Origin of the sequence: Nocardia sp. CY41 (genome assembly GCF_009829325.1) — a bacterium.
GTDB lineage: Bacteria > Actinomycetota > Actinomycetes > Mycobacteriales > Mycobacteriaceae > Nocardia.
Genome location: NZ_VUOS01000013.1, coordinates 139,811 through 158,191 on the forward strand (window position 1 = coordinate 139,811; position 18,381 = coordinate 158,191).

The following is an 18,381-nucleotide window of genomic DNA, read 5'->3' on the forward strand; positions in this document are numbered from 1 at the left end:
GCTCAGCTCTCCTCGATCCGCCAGGTGATGCCGAACGGCGCCAGCGCGACGAGGAAATCGGCGGGGTCGAACGCTTCGGCGGGCGCGAGCGCGCCCGGTGCGGCGGCGTTCCCGGCCAGCCGGACGGCCGTCTCCACGGCCATCAGCGCGGAATCGCGGTAGGAGTCGACGCCGCTGAGCACGCCGCGGGCGTGCCGTCCGTCGGCGCCGAACGCGTCCACCACGAGGTCGTAGCGCAGGTCCGCGCTGGGCGCGTCGGGCAGTGTGTCGATGAGTTCGGCGGTGAACCCGCTGAGCGTGTCGAGAATCGACGTGGCGAGGACGCCTTCGACGTACGAAACGTTCGAGTGACGGGGGATGGTCAGCACCGGGGGCTGGGGAAACTTCGCGACGGTGGTCGGCTCGGTGTCGCCGGGGAAGGTCACCTTGTCGTGCCGTGCCCCCGCGCCCGTGCGCAGTTCGCCGTCGGCGTAGTGCCAGCCGCCGCCGCGGAACCAGTCGAGGCTCGCGAAGACCGTCTTCGCACTGCCTTTGGAACCGTTGCCGCCACTCTTGCTCAGGTGGCTCAGCACCACCTCGGCCGGGCCGGTCACCCGGCGCGTGGCGAGGTGAGCGAGCAGGTCGCCGGGGACATTGCTGTCGGTGACGCCGGAGACGAGGGTGACGCCCGCCGCCGTGGCGCGCGGTCCGAACTCGTCGAAGACCCGTTTCAGGAACAGTTGCTCGCCGGACATGTCGGTGTAGTGCGCACCGGCGTCGATCGCTGCCGCAAGCACCGCCGCGCCGTGCTCGACATAGGCGGGCAGGCTGCTGATCACCACGTCCGCGCCGGTGAACGCGGTGACGAGGGCCGCGTGGTCGGTCAGCTCGGCAACCCGTACGGCGGCGTCGGGCAGGTCGGCGGCGTCGGCGGCGGCACGGATGCGATCGGCGTCGCGGCCCACCAGGGTCGGGGTGAGGCCGCGGCGGCGCAGTTCGGCGAGCAGGTAGCCGCCGGTGTGTCCGGTGGCGCCGTAGACGGCGATGGTGCGGGGGTCTTCGGTGGATGTCATGAGAAGAAATCTAGTATTTTGCGATGAGTCATCCAATGCTTATGAAGCTCGAAAATTTGTCTCAAACGCTCATGTGAAGAGTGCTACGGTAAGCGGGTGGACATTCTGAGCGAGGCCATCGCGGCGATCCGCACCGGCAGCCCCACCTCCGGCCTGTTCATTCGGCACGCGCCGTGGGGTCGGCGGTATCCCGTGGTTCCCGGCGCCGGGTTCCACGTGGTCCTCCAGGGCTCTTGCTGGGTGGTGCCGCCCGACGGCGAACCCATGGCGCTCGGCGTGGGGGACGTCTTGTTCATGCCGCGCGGGGCCGACCACGATCTGCTGGACAGTCTGGACAGCCCGGTCACCGAGACCGCGTTGCCCGGCGAGCCCAGGGAGATCACGGGGCCCGGCGTTCGCACCGCCTTGCTCTGCGGCGCTTACGAACTCGGCCGTGGTCGCAGCCATCCGATCCTCGACGAGCTGCCCGAGTTCATTCATCTGCCCGCGCGGCCGGGGCGTCATCCCGCGCTGCGGGGCGCCGTCGACCTGCTGGCCGCGGAGATCGCCGAGCCGCGCCCGGGTAGCGACGCGGCCGTGCCCGCGATTCTCGAGACGTTGCTGTTGTTCATCCTGCGCGCTTGGTTCGACGAGCAAGCCGGCGCGCGATCGACCGGCTGGGCAGGCGCTTTCGCCGATTCCGCGGTCGCGGCGGTGCTGCGCGCCGTGCACGAGGAACCCGCGCGTGCGTGGACGGTCGCCGATCTCGGCGATATCGCGGGCGTCTCCCGCGCGACTCTCGCCCGCCGCTTCCTCGCGACGGTCGGCGAACCACCCTTGGCCTACGTGACCCGCTGGCGCATGCTGACCGCCGCCCGCCTGCTGCGCGACACCGACGCCGGCCTCGGCGCCGTGGCCCGCCGCGTGGGCTACGCCTCGGAGTTCGCTTTCGCCAAAGCGTTCAAACGCGAATACGGCCTGGCCCCAGGCCAGTACCGCCGTGCGGCCGACAGCCCGCCCCTGGTCGCGGTGTGAACCGGCGCCGGACCACCCGCTCGGTGCGCATGGCGCGAAGACCCCACCGTGGTGATCGTGTGGCACGTGCGGCCTGCCTTGTGCCGACCGAGGCTCCTGCCGCGCGCCGACCGGGCCGACGCTGAACTCAGCTGAACGGCGAGCTGGGCCGTTCCTGGAGTTCGTCGTCCACGTAGATGTCGACTTTCTCGTTGTAGAAGCAGACCAGCCCGGCGACCTTCTGGCTCTCCGGAAGCGGCGTGCGGTAGCCCCACACGTAGTCGGGATACTCCTTGCCCTCGACGCGGACCGTCCAGTAGTCGGCGGTGCCCTTGTACGGGCAGCTGGTGTGGGTGGCCGACGGGTGCAGCAGATCCATGCGGACGTCTGTCATCGGCAGGTAGTACCGCGGCGGCAAACCGGTTTCGAACAGAATGCGCGGCGTGCGCGAGTCGGCGACGGTGACGCCGTCGATCTCCACTCGCACGTGTCGCGAGCTGGCCAGGATGTCGACGCGCGAGTAGGGATTGCGCGGATGCACGTAGATCGGCTCGTCCTCCTCGAACCACTCGTCCATCGCGCCCCACTCCAGCCGGACGAGGTCGCGCAATTCGGTGAGCGGCGAGTCGTGGTACCGCAGCGCCGCCCCGCCCGCCGTCGTGCCGTCGACCATGACGTCGTAGACGGTCGCGTCGCCACGGCTGGCGGAGTGCCGGGTCTGCCCGCTCGGTTCGAGCTTCGCGCGCAGATCCGCGGCCGGCAGATAGTAGGTCGGGTAGTGCGGGTTCTCCCAGACGAGCACCGGCCGCGCACTGTCGGCCACCAAGTGACCGCCCAGGTAGACGCGCACGCGCTTCGGGCTGATCTCGACGCGGACGCGGCCTCGCTTCGCTTCGGTCATATCACTCGACCGTACTCCTCGCACTGCCCGCCCCGGAGTGGAAGAACGACGAAGGCAGCCACGCCGGTGGCCGCCTTCGGTGCGCTCGGGGGTCAGTCGCCGACCGTCATGGCCTGCGCTTCCTCGACGCTGTGCGGTGCGGGATCGTGGTCGTCGAGCTGCGCCAGCGCGGCGCGCCCGGCCAGCAGGACGACGACGGCGGCGGCGGTGCACGCCGCGCCGACCCAGAACGGCAACGAGATGCTGTGCTCGCCGAGTTTGCCCGCGAGGTAAGGAGCGGCGGCCCCACCCGCGAACCGGACGAAGCTGTACGCCGCCGACGCCGTGGACCGCTCCACCGGCGCGGAGATCATCACGGCCTCGGTGATCAGCGTGTTGTTCACGCCGAGGAACAGGCCCGCCAGCACGGTGCCGATGATCAGCACGGGCTTGTGCTCGGCGAAGACGGCCATCATCGCCAGGTCCGCCGCGAACAGCGCCAGCGACAGTCCCATCATCGGCAGCGAACCGAACCGGCGCTGCAACCGGGGAGCCAGGAACACCGACGCGATCGCCAGCAGCACACCCCAGCCGCAGAAGATGAAGCCGATCGCGTAGGTGCCCATGTCCAGCGGGAACGGGGTGTAGGCGAGCAGGGTGAAGAAACCGAAGTTGTACAGCAGCGCGGTGAGGCTCACGATCAGCAGCCCCCGGTGGCGCAACGCGCGGAACGGCGCGGTGATCGAGGTGCGGTGCGCCGGCTTTGGGCCCTCCGGCAGCAGGACGACGATGCTGATCAGCGCGACGGCCATCAGCGCGGAGACGCCGAAGAACGGCCCACGCCAGCTGATTCCGCCGAGCACGCCGCCGACCAGCGGTCCGGTCGCGATGCCGATGCCGAGCGCCGCCTCGTAGAGGATGATCGCGCGCGCCACGCCGCCGCTGGCCGCGCCGACGATGGTGGCCAGCGCGGTGGCGATGAACAGCGCGTTGCCCAGGCCCCAGCCCGCCCGGAAGCCGACGATCTGCGCCACCGTGTCGGACATGCCTGCCAGCGCCGCGAACACGATGATGATCGCCAACCCGGCCAGCAGCGTCTTCTTGGCGCCGAAGCGGCTGGACACCACACCGGTGACCAGCATGGCCACGCCCGTGACCAGCATGTAGCTGGTGAACAGCAGCGACACCTGGGACGGCGAGGCGTGCAGTTGTTCGCCGATGGGTTTGAGAATGGGATCGACCAGACCGATGCCCATGAACGCGATCACGCTGGCGAACGCGACCGCCCACACGGCTTTCGGTTGTTCGGTGTCGTCCGCGCTCGGGGCGCGGGTGGGAGCCAAAGTGCTCATCAGTGTTCCCTCGAGATCGGATCGTGTTGTCGCGTAGCCGTTTTCAGGGCCTCCAGCAGGTCGTGCAATTCGGTGTCCAGCCGCGCCAGGCGTTCGGCGTCGAAACCGGGCAGGTGTCCACCGATCGCGGCGGCGAATGCTCGGCGGAACTCGGTCAGCCGAGTCCGCCCGGCCGGGGTGAGTTCGACGAGGACGGCCCGGAAGTCCTCCGGGTCCTTGTGCCTGGTCGCGTAGCCTTCCGCGACCAGCTTGCCGATCAGCGCCGTTGCCGCCGGCTGTGAACATCGGTCGATCCTGGCGAATTCGCTGACCCGCAGCGCACCGTGTTCGTCGAGCACCGCCAGTGCCCGCAGCACGGCCCGTGGCAGGTCGTCGCCGCTGATCACCCCGGCCAGCCGAGTGAGCCTGCCCGCGGTGACGAGAAGGTCGACGACGAGGTCATCGGCTACGTTCACGGGAGCTTGCCGCACGAGGAATATTCTTACATAGGCTAACTATCTACCTGTCGTGAAGTCGGCCACAGGCGGGGAACGTGCGGGCGGCCCCGCGCGGCGGCGGTTTCGCGGGGCCGTCGATCTCTGCGGTCAATCCTGCTGTGCGGCAGCTCGATCGGTGGCGTGTTCCGGCTCCTCGTAGCGGATGTCGTAGGCTGCCGCGATCGGATTGATCTTCACCGGGTCGAGTGCTCCATCGGTCAGCACCGACGCGCAGGCTTCGAAGAGATCCTCCAGGTAGCACTCCCAGCCGCCGGGTGAGGAGATCTGCAGCACCCGCGGCGGCGGTTGCGATCCGCAGCGCAGGGCGTGCGGGACACCGTGCGGCAGCAGGACGAACATGCCTTTCGTCGCGCAGAGGGTCCGGTCGTCGAACTCGACGTCGAGCGTGCCTTCGAGCACGTAGATGCATTCGTCCGCCACCTGGTGGGTGTGCCGCGGAATATCGCGTGCGAGCGTCACTTCCAGCAGCGAGAACCTGCCCTCGGTGTCGGCGGTGGTCGCCTTCACCGCGAACGCGGGCGGTAAGGGCACCCGGCCGGGCCGCGCCTCGCCTGCGTCCAGGAGGTGGAAACGATTGTGGGACATGAAGTGTTACCCTTCGAAGCAGTTGAACGGAAACGGAATCCGATTCCGTTTTAAGCGTAAACATGGAGGGATCGCCAGTGTCAAGGCCAACGCCCCGCAAGCCGCGCGCGGACGCCGCGCTCAACCGCGCCCGCATCGTGGCCGTGGCCCGCACGCTGTTCGCCGAGCGCGGCGGCGCGGTGCAACTGCCCGAGATCGCCCGCGCCGCCGGCGTCGGCATCGGCACGGTCTACCGCCATTTCCCCACCCATGCCGACCTCATCGAAGCCGCGGCCGAGCAGCGCTTCGCCGAAATCGAGGAGTTCGCCCGCACCGAATGTCTGCGGGCCGAGCCAGGGCAGGGGCTCGCCCGCTACCTACGTCATGTCGGCGCGGTGCTGGCGGCCGACCGCGGCTTGTCGGCGGCGATCGAGGCGGCTCGGCATTCGGCGGGCAGCGCGCCGCGGGGCGAATCCCGCAGCAGGCTCGAGGAGGTGATCACCGAACTCGTCGAGCGGGACCGGGCCGCGGGGACCCTGCGCGACGACTGCACGGCGGCCGACGTCTACATGATCGTCGGCGCGGTGTCCGCGACGATCGGCAGCGGAAGCGGCGATTGGCGCCGGCTTGTGGAGATCGTTCTCGACGGCCTACGTCGCGGACGTCAGGACGAGTGAGTCAGCCGGGGGCTATGTTGGCGTTGCGGTGGAAGACGTTGCCCGGGTCGTAGTCGGCTTTGATGTGAGCCAGCTTCGCGTATTTGGCGCTTCCGTAGGATTCGCGGACCCGGTCGTGATTCGGGTCCGCCATGAAGTTCACGTACCCGCCGCGATTGGAAGCCATCGGGCGCAGCGCTTCCCACGTCGTGCGCACCCATTCCCGGTCGCGGGCGAGCGTCTCGGCGTCGGGGGTGATCGCGGTGATATTGCACCCGTAATGCGGGGTGCGCGCGCCGCCGAAGGCCGTGTCGTCCTCGCCGACGGTGGTGAACGCGCCGCTGAGCGGGAAGATCGGCATGAACGACAACGGCGCGGTCTTCGCCGCGGCGTGCGCGGTGAGCACGGCGATGACGTCGTTGGAGAAGTCGTCCAGATCGAGCCCCTTCTCGTAGCCGCGCATGCCCCAGGGCGCCGCGGCGTCGAGCATCCGTTGCAATCCGGCGTACGGGATCGGGCCGAGGAACTCGAACAGCGGCGGGAGGGCGCTGCGGATCGGCGCTACCGCGGCGGCGTGCTCCTCGGCCGTGCCGAAACCGGCGACGATCAAGGCGTGACCCGCTCGGCCGTGGTAACGCTCCGGAACGAACGGCGCGGGCGGCGCGGTCATCGCCAGCGCTATCAACGCTCCCGACCGGCGCGGCAGGGTGGGAAGGAACTCCCGGATCAAGCGCAGAGCGTCGGTCCCGTCCGGCATATCCCAGAAGAACAGGCCGAGGTGCACCTCCGGCCCGACGTGATGCAGGCGGTATTCGAATTCGGTGACCACACCGAAGTTTCCGCCGCCTCCGCGCAACGCCCAGAACAGATCCGCGTTCTCCGTCTCACCGGCCCGTACCACCCGGCCGTCGGCGAGCACCACCTGCGCCGAGACGAGATTGTCGACAGCCAGCCCGGCCATGCGGGTCAGCCAGCCCATACCGCCGCCGAGGGTGAGGCCGCCGACGCCGGTGTCGCTGATCACCCCGCCGGTCACCGCCAGGCCGTAGGCCTGGGTCGCGGCGTCCATGTCCGCCATCGTCGCTCCGCCGCCGACCCGGGCGCGCTCGGTCTCCGGATTCACCACGACGCCCGTCAGCGCGCTGAGGTTGATCATCAGGCCGCCCTCGCCGACCGCGGTCCCGCTGTAGGAGTGGCCGCCACCGCGCACGGAGATCTCCAGCCCGCGCTCCCTGGCGAAGGCCAATGCCGTGGCCACGTCGCGAGACGACAGGCACTGGGCTATCACGGCGGGTCGCCGGTCGATATCGGCGTTCCAGATGGCGCGGGCGCGGTCGTACCCGGCGTCCGTGGGGCCGAACACCGGCCCGTCCATGGTGGACCGTAGAACCTGGAGATCGGAATTCACTGTTTGCGTCATGGCATCCTCCCGGATGGTGGCCCCGACGACTTGTTGGGCGGCGAGTCGGCAACTCGACTCGCTACGGCACCGATCCCGACCTTGCGGTGCCACTCGAAAACGCATCCCCCGACCATGCGCGTGTGGCGCTTGTCACATCTTAGTTGATCGTGTCCAGGCCCGACAGCCTCCGGGACGGGGCGCACCGTCGGAAGGCCGGTGCGCCCCGACTCAGGCGGGCTGCTCCGCCGGACGGTGCGCGGCGCCGAACAGCTGGGCGTCGCCATGGGCGCGCTTGAAGAACAAATGCGCGTCGTGTTCCCAGGTGATCGCGATGCCGCCGTGCAACTGGACGGTCTCGGCCGCGATGGCGGTGAGCGCCTCCGAGCAGTGCACGCGGGCGACCCAGACGTCCTCGGCGGCCGACGGGCTGTGCGCCGCCACCGCAGCGGTGGCGGCGACGGACGCGGAACGGGCCGATTCCAGCAGCACGTACATATCGGCCATACGGTGCTTGAGCGCCTGGAAGCTGCCGATCACCCGGCCGAACTGCACGCGGGACTTGGCGTAGTCCACCGTCATCTCGAGGCAGCGGTCGGCGGCCCCCACCTGCTCGGCGGCCAGCGCGGCCCAGGCGGTCTCCCGCAGCCGGGCGACGGTCGCCGCCGGATCGCCCGACCCGAGCCGTCGCGCGGGCGCCTCGGCGAAGGCGACCTCGGCCAGCTTGCGGGTGGGGTCCATGGTGGGCGCGGACCGCCGGGTGACGCCCGCAGCGGTGGGCTCGACCTCGAACAGGCCGGTCGCGGTGACGACCACGAGAGTGTCCGCCGACATCCCGTCGAGCACGTAGTGCGCCGTCCCGGTCAGGGCGCCGTCCGTCTCGTGGACGCCCGGCTGGTCCCAGCCGCGCTCGCTCGCCCAGCAGACCGCGATCGTCCGCGTGCCCTCCGCCACCTCGGGCAGCAGCCGCTCGCAGGCTTCGGTATCGCCCGACAGCAGGACGGCCTGCGCGCCCAAGACGGCCGAGCCGAGCATCGGCACCCCGGCCAGCGTGCGGCCCAATTCGCCCACTACGAGCAGGGATTCGACCAGGCTCGCACCGAAGCCGCCGTACTCCTCGGGAATCGCGAGAGCAGCGACGCCGATCTGCTCGCACAGCAGCCGCCACAGGGCCTGGTCGTAGCCGAGTTCGGTGTCCATCGCGGCACGCACCGCCGCGGACCCCGCGTGCTTGGTCAGCAGCGCCCGCACCGAGGCGAGGAACTCCTGGTGTTCGGCGGTGCTCATCGATGTCCTTTCGTGGTGACGCCGCGCTGCCTCCTGCGGGCCTGACCGCTCATGCTGTGTTCGTTCTTCGCATGAGCGGGGCCCTGCGTGGTGACGCCGCGCTGCCTCCTCCGGGCCTGACCGCTCATGCGATGCCTCGCGCGGCGCGATCGGAGTCGGTGTCCTTCCGCAGCGCCCGTGCGATCCGGGCGCGGTGCAGATCCGGTGTGCCCCATGCCGAGCGCAGCGCGGTCACCTTCGTCAGCCACAGCGAAAGGTCGTACTCGGCGGTGTAGCCGATCGCGCCGTGCACCTGCAGCGCCATGCGGGCCGCGCGGTAGGCGGCGTCGCCGCAGGCGATCACGGCGGCCGAGACGTCGCGGCTCCGGGTGGCTTCGGTCATCGTCAGCGCGGCCCGGAAGAGCAGCGGCTCGGCCAGATCCAGCGCGATGAGCACGTCGGCGAGCTTCTGCTTCACGGCTTGGAACTCGCCGATCGGCTTGCCGAACTGCTTGCGCTGCTTGGCGTACTCGGTGGACGCGTGCAGCAGGGCTTTGCCCGCGCCGAGCAGCTGCGCCGAGCAGGCCAGTGCGCCGGTATCGAAACCGGCAGCCGCGGCCGCGCGCGCCCCATCGCCCTCGGCGACGGTCTCGGCCGTGGCGACGGTGAACAGGCGCCGGGCGGGATCGACCGAGCGCACCAGGCCGGTGCGATGCCCGGTGGACAGCTGATTCTCCCCGGCCAGCAGGACCACCTCGGCGGTGTCGGCATCCAGCGCGACACTGCCGGGACCGGCTGACGCGAACGCGACGGTGCCCAGCGCCGTGCCCTCCACGAAGCCGGGCAGCCAACGCGCGGCGAGGTCCTGGTCCGGGAGCGCCTGCAGCAGAGCCGGAATCGCCGCGGCGGTTTCCACCAGCGGGCCGGGCACGGCCGCCCGGCCGATCTCCTGGAACGCCACGACCAGGTCGATCGGTTCGGCGCCGATGCCGCCGTGCTCCTCCGCGACGGCCAAACCCAGCACACCGGCCTCCGCCAGTTGCCGGATCAGCGCGCGCCCGGGGCCGCTGTCGCCGGACGCCCACGCGCGCACGGCGGCGGGCGCGCGGCCCGCCTCCAGCAGTTTGCGCAGGCTGACGCCGAAATCGAGTTGTTCGGGGCTGAGCGCGAATCTCATCGGCTGCTTCCTCTCGGTAGTCCGAGCAGCCGCTCGGCGATGATGTTGCGCTGGATTTCGTTGGTTCCCGCGTAGATCGGGCCGGACAGGGCGAACAGGAATCCGTCGGTCCACGGCCCGGAGCGCTCGGCCGCCGCACCGAGCACCTCGAGCGCGGTTTCGTGCATGGCGATGTCGAGTTCGGACCAGAACACCTTGGTGATCGACGATTCCGCGCCCAGCTTGCCGCCCTCGTCGAGCCGGGTCACCGTGCCGAACGTGTGCAGCCGGTAGGCCTCGCTGCCGATCCAGGCGTCCACCACCGCGTCGCGCTGCGCGGTGTTGTCCTCGTCGCCGGTCTCGCGCCACAGATCGATCAGCCGCTGCGCGGTGGCGCTGAACCGGCCGGGGCTGCGCAGGGAGAGGCCGCGTTCGTTGCTGGAGGTGCTCATCGCCACGCGCCAGCCCTCGCCGGGCGCGCCGATCACGTCGCGGTCGGGCACGAACACGTCGTCGAGGAAGATCTCGGCGAAGCCGGGCTCGCCGTCCAGCTGCGGGATGGGGCGGACCGAGACCCCGTCGGCGGTCAGCGGGAACATGACGTAGGTGAGGCCCTTGTGCCGCTCGGCCTCGGGGTCGCTGCGGAACAGCCCGAATGCCCAGTCGGCGAAGGCGGCGCGCGAACTCCACGTCTTCTGACCGCTCAGCAGCCAGCCGCCGGTGGTGCGCCGGGCGGTGGAACGGATACCGGCCAAGTCGCTGCCCGCTTCGGGCTCCGACCACGCCTGCGCCCAGATGTCGTCGCCGCGCGCCATCCGCGGCATGATCCGCTCCAGCTGTTCCGGCGTGCCGTGTTCGAAAAGCGTCGGCGCCAGCAGGAATATGCCGTTCTGGCTGACCCGCCCCGGCGCGCCCGCCGCGTAGTACTCCTGCTCGAACAGCACCCACTCCAGCAGCGAGGCATCGCGCCCGCCGAATTCCTCCGGCCAGGCCACCACCGAGAGCCGGGCGTCGGCGAGGGTGCGCTCCCACGCGCGGTGCGCCTCGAACCCCGCTTTGGTGTCCATGGAGGGCAGCGGTTTCGCGGGTTTGTTCGCGGCCAGGAATTCGCGGACTTCCCGCTGGAATTCCTGGGTCGCCTGGTCGAGATCCAGATCCACTAGGTCGTTCCGTTCTGTTCTGCGGTGCTCGCGGTGGCCTTCATCGACTTGGCGTTCATGCCGCCCAGTGAGTCGGCGCCGACCTCGGCGTTGTGCGCGTGGGCGAAGTGGTGCAGGCCGAACACCGAGTCCATGCCCGACCGCATGCCCATCAGGTCCTCGGCCTGGTTGACCGCCTTCTTGGTCAGCGCGAGGCCGAATTGCGGCATGGCGGCGATCTTCTCGGCCAGCGCCAAGGTCTCGGCCTCCAGGTCGGCGCGCGGCACCACCCGGTTGACCATGCCCCACTCCTTGGCCTGCGCGGCGCCGAACCGGTCCCCGGTGAACAGGAACTCCTTCGCCGCGCGCGGACCCATCACCCACGGATGGGCGAAGTACTCGACGCCCGGGATGCCCATGCGCACCACGGGATCGCTGAAGAAGGCGTCGTCGGAGGCGATGATCAGATCGCACACCCAGGCCAGCATGAGTCCGCCTGCGATGCAGGCGCCCTGCACCATCGCGATGGTCGGCTTGGGAATCTCCCGCCAGCGCCTGCACATGCCGAGGTAGACCTCGAGCTCGCGGGCGAAGCGCTGATCGCCGCCCGCGCGGTCCACGTGGTCCCACCACAGCGCGGCCTTGTTCTGGTATCGCACGTGGTGATCGCGACCGGGCGTGCCGATGTCGTGCCCGGCGCTGAAGTGCTTGCCGTTGCCGGCCAGGACGATCACCCCGACTTCCGGGTCCTCCACGGCCCGCTCGAAGGCGGCGTCGAGGGCGTAGGTCATCACCGAGTTCTGCGCGTTGCGGTAGTCCGGCCGGTTCAGCGTGACGATCGCTACGCGACCGCGCCGCTCGTAGGTGACGACCTCACCCTCGTCCGGGATCGCCGGACCCTGGTCCGGGGTTGCCGGTTCCGACATTACGACTTCTCCTCACGTAGTTGACGCTTGAGCACTTTCCCGGCGGCGCTGTAGGGCAGCTGGTCGCGGAATTCGACGAATCGCGGCACCTTGAAATTGGCCAGCACGGTGGCGGCGTGCGTGCGCACCTGGTCCTCGGTGAGCGCGGCGCCGGGTTTGCGGACCACGTACGCCTTGCCCACCTCGCCCATCCTGGCGTCCGGGACGCCGATCACCGCCGACTCGGCCACGCCGTCCAGCCGGGCCAGTGCCTGTTCCACTTCGGCGGGGTAGACGTTGAAGCCGCCGGAGATGTACATGTCCTTGAGCCGGTCGGTGATCTTCAGGTATCCGCGCTCGTCGATCGTGCCGATGTCGCCGGTGTGCAGCCAGCCGTCGGCGTCGATCGTCTGCGCGGTGCTGTCCGGGTCGTCCAGGTAACCGAGCATCACGTTCGGCCCGCGCAGCAGGACCTCGCCCGCGTCGCCGAGCCGCAGTTCGAAGTCCGCGATCGGCCTGCCGCAGGTGTTCGCGATGGTCTCGGCGTCGTCGTCGACGCGGCACATGGTGCCGAAGCCCGCGCTCTCGGACAGGCCGTAGGCGGTGATCACGACGTCGAAGGCCAGTTCCGAGCGCATCCGCTCGATCAGCACCACCGGCACCGTCGCCGCGCCGGTGACGGCCACCCGCAGCGAGTTCAGGTCGAATTCGGAGCGACGCGGGAAATCCAGGATCGTCTGATAGATCGTCGGCGGGCCGGGCAGCACCGTGACCTGCTCCGCGCCGATCAGCCGCATCGTCTCCGGTACGTCGAAGGTGGCCTGCGGGATGATCGTGGCTCCGGTGACCAGGCAGGCGAGGATGCCCGCCTTGTAGCCGAAGTTGTGGAAGAACGGGTTCACCACCAGGTACCGATCATCCCCGCGCAACGTGGCGCACTCGGCCCAGGCCCGCACGACGGACAGCGCCTGCCGGTGGGCGACCAGGGTGCCTTTGCTGCGGCCGGTGGTGCCGGAGGTGAACAGGATGTCGGAGATGTCGTCGGGACGGACCGACGCGGCGCGTTCCTCGGCTTCGGCCACGGTGACCGGCGCGGCGACGGTCGCGAGTTCGGACCAGTCCAGCGCCGCGATGTCGGTGTTCTCGGTGCCCGGTTCGACCGGGATCACCACCACCGTGTCGATGGCCAGGTCCGGAGCGGACGCGCGGAGTTCGGCGAGCCGCTCGCGGCCGAGGAAAGGACCGGCGATGAACAGCGCCTTCGCGTCCACTCGTCCGAGCACGTCGGCGGCCTCGTCGGCCACGTAGCGGGTGTTCAACGGCACCAGCGCCGCGCCGGCGTAATGGGCGGCCAGCGCGGCGATCACCCAGTGGTGCGTATTGGGCGCCCACATGGCCACGCGATCGCCCACTCGCACGCCGCGCGCGATCAATGCCCGCGCCACTTCCTGGACCGCCTCGAGCAGCTGGGTCCAGTCCAGCCGGACCTCGCCGTCGGCGATCGCCGGTGCATCGCCGAAGGTCCGGGCGGCGTGGTGCAGTGCCATCGGTGTCGTCTGAACAGGGGTTGTCACGGTTGTCCTTACCGTCCGCGAGCGACTTATGCGCACACTCTACAAAGCAAGTGCTTGGTAGGTTATCCTACCGGCGTGGGTGCGATCCAGACCTCAGAATCCGACACCGCCGCTCCGGACGGGCGGTTTTCCGCCGCGCAGGACGAGCGATTCGCCGCCGACGTGCGAGAGTGGCTGGAGGAGAACCTCAACGGCGAATTCCGCGAGCTGCGCGGCCTCGGCGGTCCCGGCCGCGAACACGAGGCGTTCGACGAACGCCTCGCCTGGGACCGGCACTTGGCCGCGGCCGGGTGGACCTGCCTGGGCTGGCCGAAGGAATACGGCGGTCGCGAGGCCACGGTCCGTCAACAGGTGATCTTCCACGAGGAGTACGCCAAGGCGAACGCCCCCGCGCGGGTGTCGCACGTGGGCGAGGAACTGCTCGGCCCGACGCTGCTCGCCTTCGGTACCCAGGCCCAGAAGAACCGGTTCCTGCCCGGTATTCGCGATGTCACCGAACTGTGGTGTCAGGGCTATTCCGAACCCGGCGCGGGCTCGGATCTGGCCGCCATCACCACCGCCGCGCGATTGGACGGCGACGAGTGGTCGATCAACGGGCAGAAGATCTGGACGTCGCTGGCACACGTCGCGGACTGGTGCTTCGTCGTCGCCCGCACCGAGCGCGGGTCCGTACGGCACAAGGGCCTGTCCTACCTGTTGGTCCCGATGAAGCAGCCGGGCGTCGACGTGCGCCCGATCATCCAGCTGACCGGGACCTCGGAGTTCAACGAAGTCTTCTTCGACAACGCCCGCACCGCGGCCGACCTGGTGGTCGGCGAGCCGGGGGACGGCTGGCGCATCGCCATGGGCACGCTCACCTTCGAGCGCGGTATCTCCACCTTGGGCCAGCAGATCCGCTTCGCCCGGGAACTGGCCGACATCGAGGCATTGGCGCGGCGCACCGGCGCGGCCGACGACCCGCTGATCGCCGACCGGATCGACCGCGCCTGGGTCGGCCTGCGCGTACTGCGTGCGCACGCCATACGCACGATGGAGGGCGCCGGCGTGGACGACGGCGCGGGCCAGGCTTCGGTGGCGAAACTGCTCTGGGCCAATTGGCATCGCGGGCTCGGCGAGCTGGCGATGGCCGTGCTCGGCGCCCGCGGGCTGGTGGCGGGTGAAGACGATCTCGACGAATGGCAGCGGCTGTATCTGTTCACCCGCGCCGACACCATCTACGGAGGTTCGAACGAAGTGCAGCGCAACATCATCGCCGAGCGGGTGCTCGGCCTACCGCGCGAGGCCCGCCCGTGACGGGCCCGCTGTCGGTCGCCCCCGCGCCCGTCCCCGGGCACGGCCTGCTGACCGGACGATCCGCCGTGATCACCGCGGCCGCGGGCACCGGCATCGGTTCGGCGACCGCGCGCAGGCTGCTGGCCGAGGGCGCGGACGTAGTGGTCTCCGACTGGCACGAGCGTCGGCTGGCGGAGACCGCGACCGAGCTGGCGGCTGAATTCCCGGACCGGCGGGTCGCCTCGATCGCGTGCGACGTGCAGAGCACCGAGCAGGTGAACGCGCTGGTGCGCGGCGCTGCCGACGCTCTGGGCCGGATCGACATCATGGTCAACAACGCCGGGCTGGGCGGGGAGACGCCCGTGGTCGACATGACCGACGAGCAGTGGGAGCGCGTTCTCGACATCACGCTCAACGGCACGTTCCGCTGCACCCGCGCCGTTCTCGGCTACTTCCGCGACGCGGGCCACGGCGGCGTGGTCGTGAACAACGCCAGCGTGCTCGGCTGGCGAGCGCAGTACGGCCAAGCGCACTACGCCGCGGCGAAGGCGGGCGTCATGGCGTTGACCAGGTGCAGCGCGGTGGAGGCGGCCGAACTGGGCGTCCGGATCAACGCGGTGGCCCCGAGCATCGCCCGGCACGCGTTCCTGGACAAGGTCAGCTCCACCGAACTGCTCGACCGCCTGTCGGAGCGTGAGGCGTTCGGGCGCGCGGCCGAGCCATGGGAGGTCGCCGCGACGATCGCCATGCTGGCCAGCGATTACACCACCTACCTGACCGGCGAGGTGGTCTCCATCAGCAGCCAACGCGCCTGAGCCACCGCGTATCCCGGGCTCGTCCGCGCCATGCCGAGCGGACGAGCGCATCCGGCGACCGTCGAGCAGCCACCCGGCCGCCGCTGCGCGTGAGACCCTTCGCGCCGTATTGCGATCGCCTTCTTTCATCGGGCAGGCCCGCGAAATGGGCAGCTGATCAGGTAGAAAAGGGCGAGCCGGAGCGCCCTGCGGTGTGCCATGCTGAAGGAGATCGGATCCGCGCTCTTCAAGGGGGCGATGGCTATGGGCCTGGATCGCCCACCTGCCCGCGAACAATTGGAACTCGACGTGGTGCGCGAAGTCGTGCTCGCCAGGCGACGGATGGACAGCCTCGTCCTCTCCGCGCTCACCCTCGGCGCCGAACTCATCCAGCACACGTCCGAGAGCGCGGTCGCCACGGCCGCCGTCCGCATCCTGGAGCAGCACGCCGTCGACGAGCGGGAAGTCGCCCGCGATCCGCGCGGCGCGCTGCGTGCCGATCTGGCGCGTGATCGCGAGCGCGCGCGCCGCGTCGGCCTCGGCGTGGACGGCGGGGAGACCGAGCAGGAACGGCGCAGACAGCGCCAGACGGCTCTGCTGTGCGAAGTGCGCGCCGACTTGCTGGCGGTGGTCGCGAAATGCCGGAAATTCCGCTTCGACCAGGTGACTTTCTCCGACGAGATCGCACAGGGACTGTGCGCGGCCACCGATAAGCTGGTGATCGGGGCCGACATGGACACCTACCACGCCTGGCAGCGCGGCATGGTGCTGAAGTTGAGCGAGGAACCGGTGCGGGGCGGCCCGCCGCGGGTGATGGCCACGGTGGACGCCGGGCCGGACCGCGGTCAGCTCACCGTGGAATGGGACAGCTGCGAACGACGTCTCGCGCTCGTCGCGCGGATGGCGCGAGCGGGTGTCTCACCCGTGATCATCTGCGATCGCCTGCTGGCGGATCTCTCCGTGTCGTCGCCGCTGCGCTACTCGGCCCGGTGAGCTCTCGACCAAGCAAATGCTTGGTTGTATGATGGCCGTGTGCCCGCACCAGACGCTTCGAAATCAGCACGGCGCAGCGAGTTGCTCGCCATGGCGGCCGAATTGTTCGCCGAGCGAGGACTGCGCGCCACCACCGTGCGTGACATCGCCGACGCGGCCGGAATCCTCTCCGGGAGCCTCTATCACCACTTCGATTCCAAGGAGTCGATGGTGGACGAGATCCTGCGTGGATTCCTGGACGAACTGTTCGGCCGCTACCGGGAGATCGTCGCCTCCGGCCTGAGTTCACGAGACACCTTGGAAGCCTTGGTGCTCGCGTCCTACGAGTCGTTCGACCGCTGGCACGCCGCGGTGGCGATCTACCAGGCCGAGGCGAAGCGACTGCGCGACTCGGAGCGGTTCGCCTACATCGCCGACTACAACCGCGAATTTCGTGAGCTGTGGCACCGGGTGCTGACCAACGGCGTCCAGGACGGCAGCTTCCGGGCGGAACTCGACGTCGAACTGGCCTACCGGTTCCTGCGGGACACGGTGTGGGTCGCGGTGCGGTGGTACCGGCCGGGCGGCCCGATCACTGTCGAGAATCTCGCAAAGCAGTACCTGACCATCGTGCTCGACGGGCTCACCGCCGGCGAGCGCACCACGTAGGAGTCCTTACATGTCAGCACCTTCCGCGTCCCGTCGTCCGTACGCCCCGCTGCGGGACGCCTACGTGATCGATGCGGTACGCACCCCGGTCGGCAAGCGCGGCGGCGCACTGGCGGGCGTGCACCCGGCCGATCTCGGCGCGGCCGCACTGCGCGGCCTCCTGGACCGCAATACGATCGATCCGGGGAATGTGGACGATGTGATCGTCGGCTGTGTCGACAACATCGGCCCGCAAGCGGGCAATATCGGGCGCACCATGTGGCTGACCGCCGGATATCCCGAAGAGGTCCCCGGCGTCACGGTCGACCGGCAGTGCGGATCGAGCCAGCAGGCCATCAATTTCGGCGCCCAGGCCATCATGAGCGGCACCACCGAGGTCATCGTCGCAGGCGGCGTGCAGAACATGAGCGCGATCCCCATTTCCGCGGCCATGCTCGCGGGCAAGGAGTACGGCTTCGACTCGCCGTTCGTCGGGGCGCAGGGCTGGGACCACCGCTACGGCACCGGTGAGGTGACGCAGTTCCGCGCCGCCCAGCTGATCGCCGAGAAGTGGGGCATCAGCAGGGAAGAGATGGAGCGCTGGGCGCTGCGCAGCCACGAGCGGGCCCGCGACGCGATCAAGAACGGCCGCTTCGACAACGAGATCGTGCCGGTCGGCGACTTCTGGATCGACCAGGGGCCGCGCGAGACCAGCCTGGAGAAGATGGCGTCGCTGCCGCCACTGGCCGAGGGCAGCCCGCTGACCGCCGCGGTCGCCAGCCAGATCTCCGACGGAGCCAGCGCCACCCTGCTCGCTTCGGAGTGGGCGGTGCAGGAGTACGGCTTGACGCCGCGAGCGCGCATCCACCACGTCAGCGCGCGGGGTGCGGACCCGATCTTCATGCTCACCGCGCCGATTCCGGCGACCAAGTGGGCGCTGGAGAAGAGCGGACTCACCATCGACGACATCGACGTGGTCGAGATCAACGAGGCGTTCGCGCCGGTGGTGCTGTCCTGGCTGAAGGAGACCGGCGCGGACCCGGAGAAGGTCAACGTCAACGGCGGCGCCATCGCACTCGGCCACCCCCTCGGAGCGACCGGCGCGAAGCTCTTCGCGACGCTGCTCAACGAGCTCGAGCGGATCGAGGGCCGCTACGGCCTGCTCACCATCTGCGAAGGCGGCGGCACCGCCAACGCCACCATCATCGAGCGGCTGCCCCGCTGACCCGCGACCAGCGGCACGTCGGGAAATCGACGTGCCG

General features: G+C 69.8%; 18 protein-coding genes. 7 read left to right on the forward strand and 11 right to left on the reverse strand.

What is annotated here, in order from left to right; all coding sequences use genetic code 11:
• Positions 1-2 precede the first annotated feature (2 nt).
• On the reverse strand, positions 3-1,052 hold the full coding sequence (locus GVY64_RS15845) for a saccharopine dehydrogenase NADP-binding domain-containing protein (RefSeq protein ID WP_159842040.1): 1,050 nt from the start codon (positions 1,050-1,052) through the stop codon (positions 3-5).
• A gap of 96 nt (positions 1,053-1,148) precedes the next feature.
• On the opposite strand from GVY64_RS15845, the gene GVY64_RS15850 reads away from it, so the two are divergent.
• Positions 1,149-2,066 (forward strand): AraC family transcriptional regulator, encoded by a 918-nt coding sequence (locus tag GVY64_RS15850; protein WP_159842042.1) that lies wholly within the window; start codon positions 1,149-1,151, stop codon positions 2,064-2,066.
• Positions 2,067-2,193: 127 nt separating this feature from the next.
• On the opposite strand, the gene GVY64_RS15855 is transcribed toward GVY64_RS15850, so the two are convergent.
• The 4 genes from GVY64_RS15855 to GVY64_RS15870 all read right to left on the reverse strand — a co-directional run bounded on the left by GVY64_RS15855 (position 2,194) and on the right by GVY64_RS15870 (position 5,359).
• Complete coding sequence (locus GVY64_RS15855; protein WP_159842044.1) at positions 2,194-2,946, reverse strand: DUF427 domain-containing protein; 753 nt, start codon at positions 2,944-2,946, stop codon at positions 2,194-2,196.
• Positions 2,947-3,038: 92 nt separating this feature from the next.
• Positions 3,039-4,277 carry an MFS transporter gene (locus GVY64_RS15860; RefSeq protein ID WP_159842046.1) on the reverse strand — a complete coding sequence of 413 codons (1,239 nt, stop codon included), beginning with the start codon at positions 4,275-4,277 and terminating at the stop codon, positions 3,039-3,041.
• On the reverse strand, positions 4,277-4,747 hold the full coding sequence (locus tag GVY64_RS15865) for a MarR family winged helix-turn-helix transcriptional regulator (protein WP_159842048.1): 471 nt from the start codon (positions 4,745-4,747) through the stop codon (positions 4,277-4,279). Before GVY64_RS15865 ends, GVY64_RS15860 begins: the two co-directional genes overlap by 1 nt.
• Positions 4,748-4,861: 114 nt before the next feature.
• Positions 4,862-5,359 carry a cupin domain-containing protein gene (locus tag GVY64_RS15870; protein WP_159842050.1) on the reverse strand — a complete coding sequence of 166 codons (498 nt, stop codon included), beginning with the start codon at positions 5,357-5,359 and terminating at the stop codon, positions 4,862-4,864.
• 77 nt (positions 5,360-5,436) lie between these two features.
• Here GVY64_RS15870 and GVY64_RS15875 point away from each other — a divergent pair, with 77 nt between their 5' ends.
• Positions 5,437-6,015 (forward strand): TetR/AcrR family transcriptional regulator, encoded by a 579-nt coding sequence (locus tag GVY64_RS15875; RefSeq protein WP_201298028.1) that lies wholly within the window; start codon positions 5,437-5,439, stop codon positions 6,013-6,015.
• 1 nt (position 6,016) lies between these two features.
• Here GVY64_RS15875 and GVY64_RS15880 read toward each other — a convergent pair whose 3' ends face one another.
• From GVY64_RS15880 to GVY64_RS15905, 6 genes are all read right to left on the reverse strand, one after another.
• The gene (locus tag GVY64_RS15880; RefSeq protein ID WP_159842054.1) at positions 6,017-7,414 is read right to left on the reverse strand and encodes an FAD-binding oxidoreductase; all 1,398 of its coding nucleotides are present in this window, start codon (positions 7,412-7,414) and stop codon (positions 6,017-6,019) included.
• Positions 7,415-7,624: 210 nt separating this feature from the next.
• A complete protein-coding gene (locus tag GVY64_RS15885; protein ID WP_159842056.1) occupies positions 7,625-8,680 on the reverse strand; it encodes an acyl-CoA dehydrogenase family protein in 1,056 nt (351 codons plus the stop codon).
• Between the two features lie 124 nt (positions 8,681-8,804).
• Complete coding sequence (locus GVY64_RS15890; RefSeq protein WP_159842058.1) at positions 8,805-9,836, reverse strand: acyl-CoA dehydrogenase family protein; 1,032 nt, start codon at positions 9,834-9,836, stop codon at positions 8,805-8,807.
• Positions 9,833-10,975 carry an acyl-CoA dehydrogenase family protein gene (locus tag GVY64_RS15895; RefSeq protein ID WP_159842060.1) on the reverse strand — a complete coding sequence of 381 codons (1,143 nt, stop codon included), beginning with the start codon at positions 10,973-10,975 and terminating at the stop codon, positions 9,833-9,835. The genes GVY64_RS15890 and GVY64_RS15895 overlap by 4 nt, the downstream gene beginning before the upstream one ends.
• On the reverse strand, positions 10,975-11,880 hold the full coding sequence (locus GVY64_RS15900; protein ID WP_159842062.1) for an enoyl-CoA hydratase: 906 nt from the start codon (positions 11,878-11,880) through the stop codon (positions 10,975-10,977). Before GVY64_RS15900 ends, GVY64_RS15895 begins: the two co-directional genes overlap by 1 nt.
• Positions 11,880-13,433 (reverse strand): FadD3 family acyl-CoA ligase, encoded by a 1,554-nt coding sequence (locus GVY64_RS15905; protein ID WP_159842064.1) that lies wholly within the window; start codon positions 13,431-13,433, stop codon positions 11,880-11,882. Before GVY64_RS15905 ends, GVY64_RS15900 begins: the two co-directional genes overlap by 1 nt.
• 75 nt (positions 13,434-13,508) lie before the next feature.
• Here GVY64_RS15905 and GVY64_RS15910 point away from each other — a divergent pair, with 75 nt between their 5' ends.
• The 5 genes from GVY64_RS15910 (at position 13,509) to GVY64_RS15930 (ending at position 18,344) form a co-directional block, all read left to right on the forward strand.
• Positions 13,509-14,726 carry an acyl-CoA dehydrogenase family protein gene (locus GVY64_RS15910; protein ID WP_159842066.1) on the forward strand — a complete coding sequence of 406 codons (1,218 nt, stop codon included), beginning with the start codon at positions 13,509-13,511 and terminating at the stop codon, positions 14,724-14,726.
• Entirely contained in the window at positions 14,723-15,520 is a 798-nt protein-coding gene (locus tag GVY64_RS15915) for an SDR family oxidoreductase (protein ID WP_159842068.1), read from the forward strand. The genes GVY64_RS15910 and GVY64_RS15915 overlap by 4 nt, the downstream gene beginning before the upstream one ends.
• 198 nt (positions 15,521-15,718) lie before the next feature.
• Entirely contained in the window at positions 15,719-16,492 is a 774-nt protein-coding gene (locus GVY64_RS15920; RefSeq protein ID WP_236566863.1) for a hypothetical protein, read from the forward strand.
• 90 nt (positions 16,493-16,582) lie between these two features.
• A complete protein-coding gene (locus GVY64_RS15925) occupies positions 16,583-17,140 on the forward strand; it encodes a TetR/AcrR family transcriptional regulator (RefSeq protein ID WP_159842296.1) in 558 nt (185 codons plus the stop codon).
• A 10-nt stretch (positions 17,141-17,150) separates the two neighbouring features.
• Positions 17,151-18,344 (forward strand): acetyl-CoA C-acetyltransferase, encoded by a 1,194-nt coding sequence (locus GVY64_RS15930; protein WP_442939594.1) that lies wholly within the window; start codon positions 17,151-17,153, stop codon positions 18,342-18,344.
• Positions 18,345-18,381: the final 37 nt, after the last annotated feature.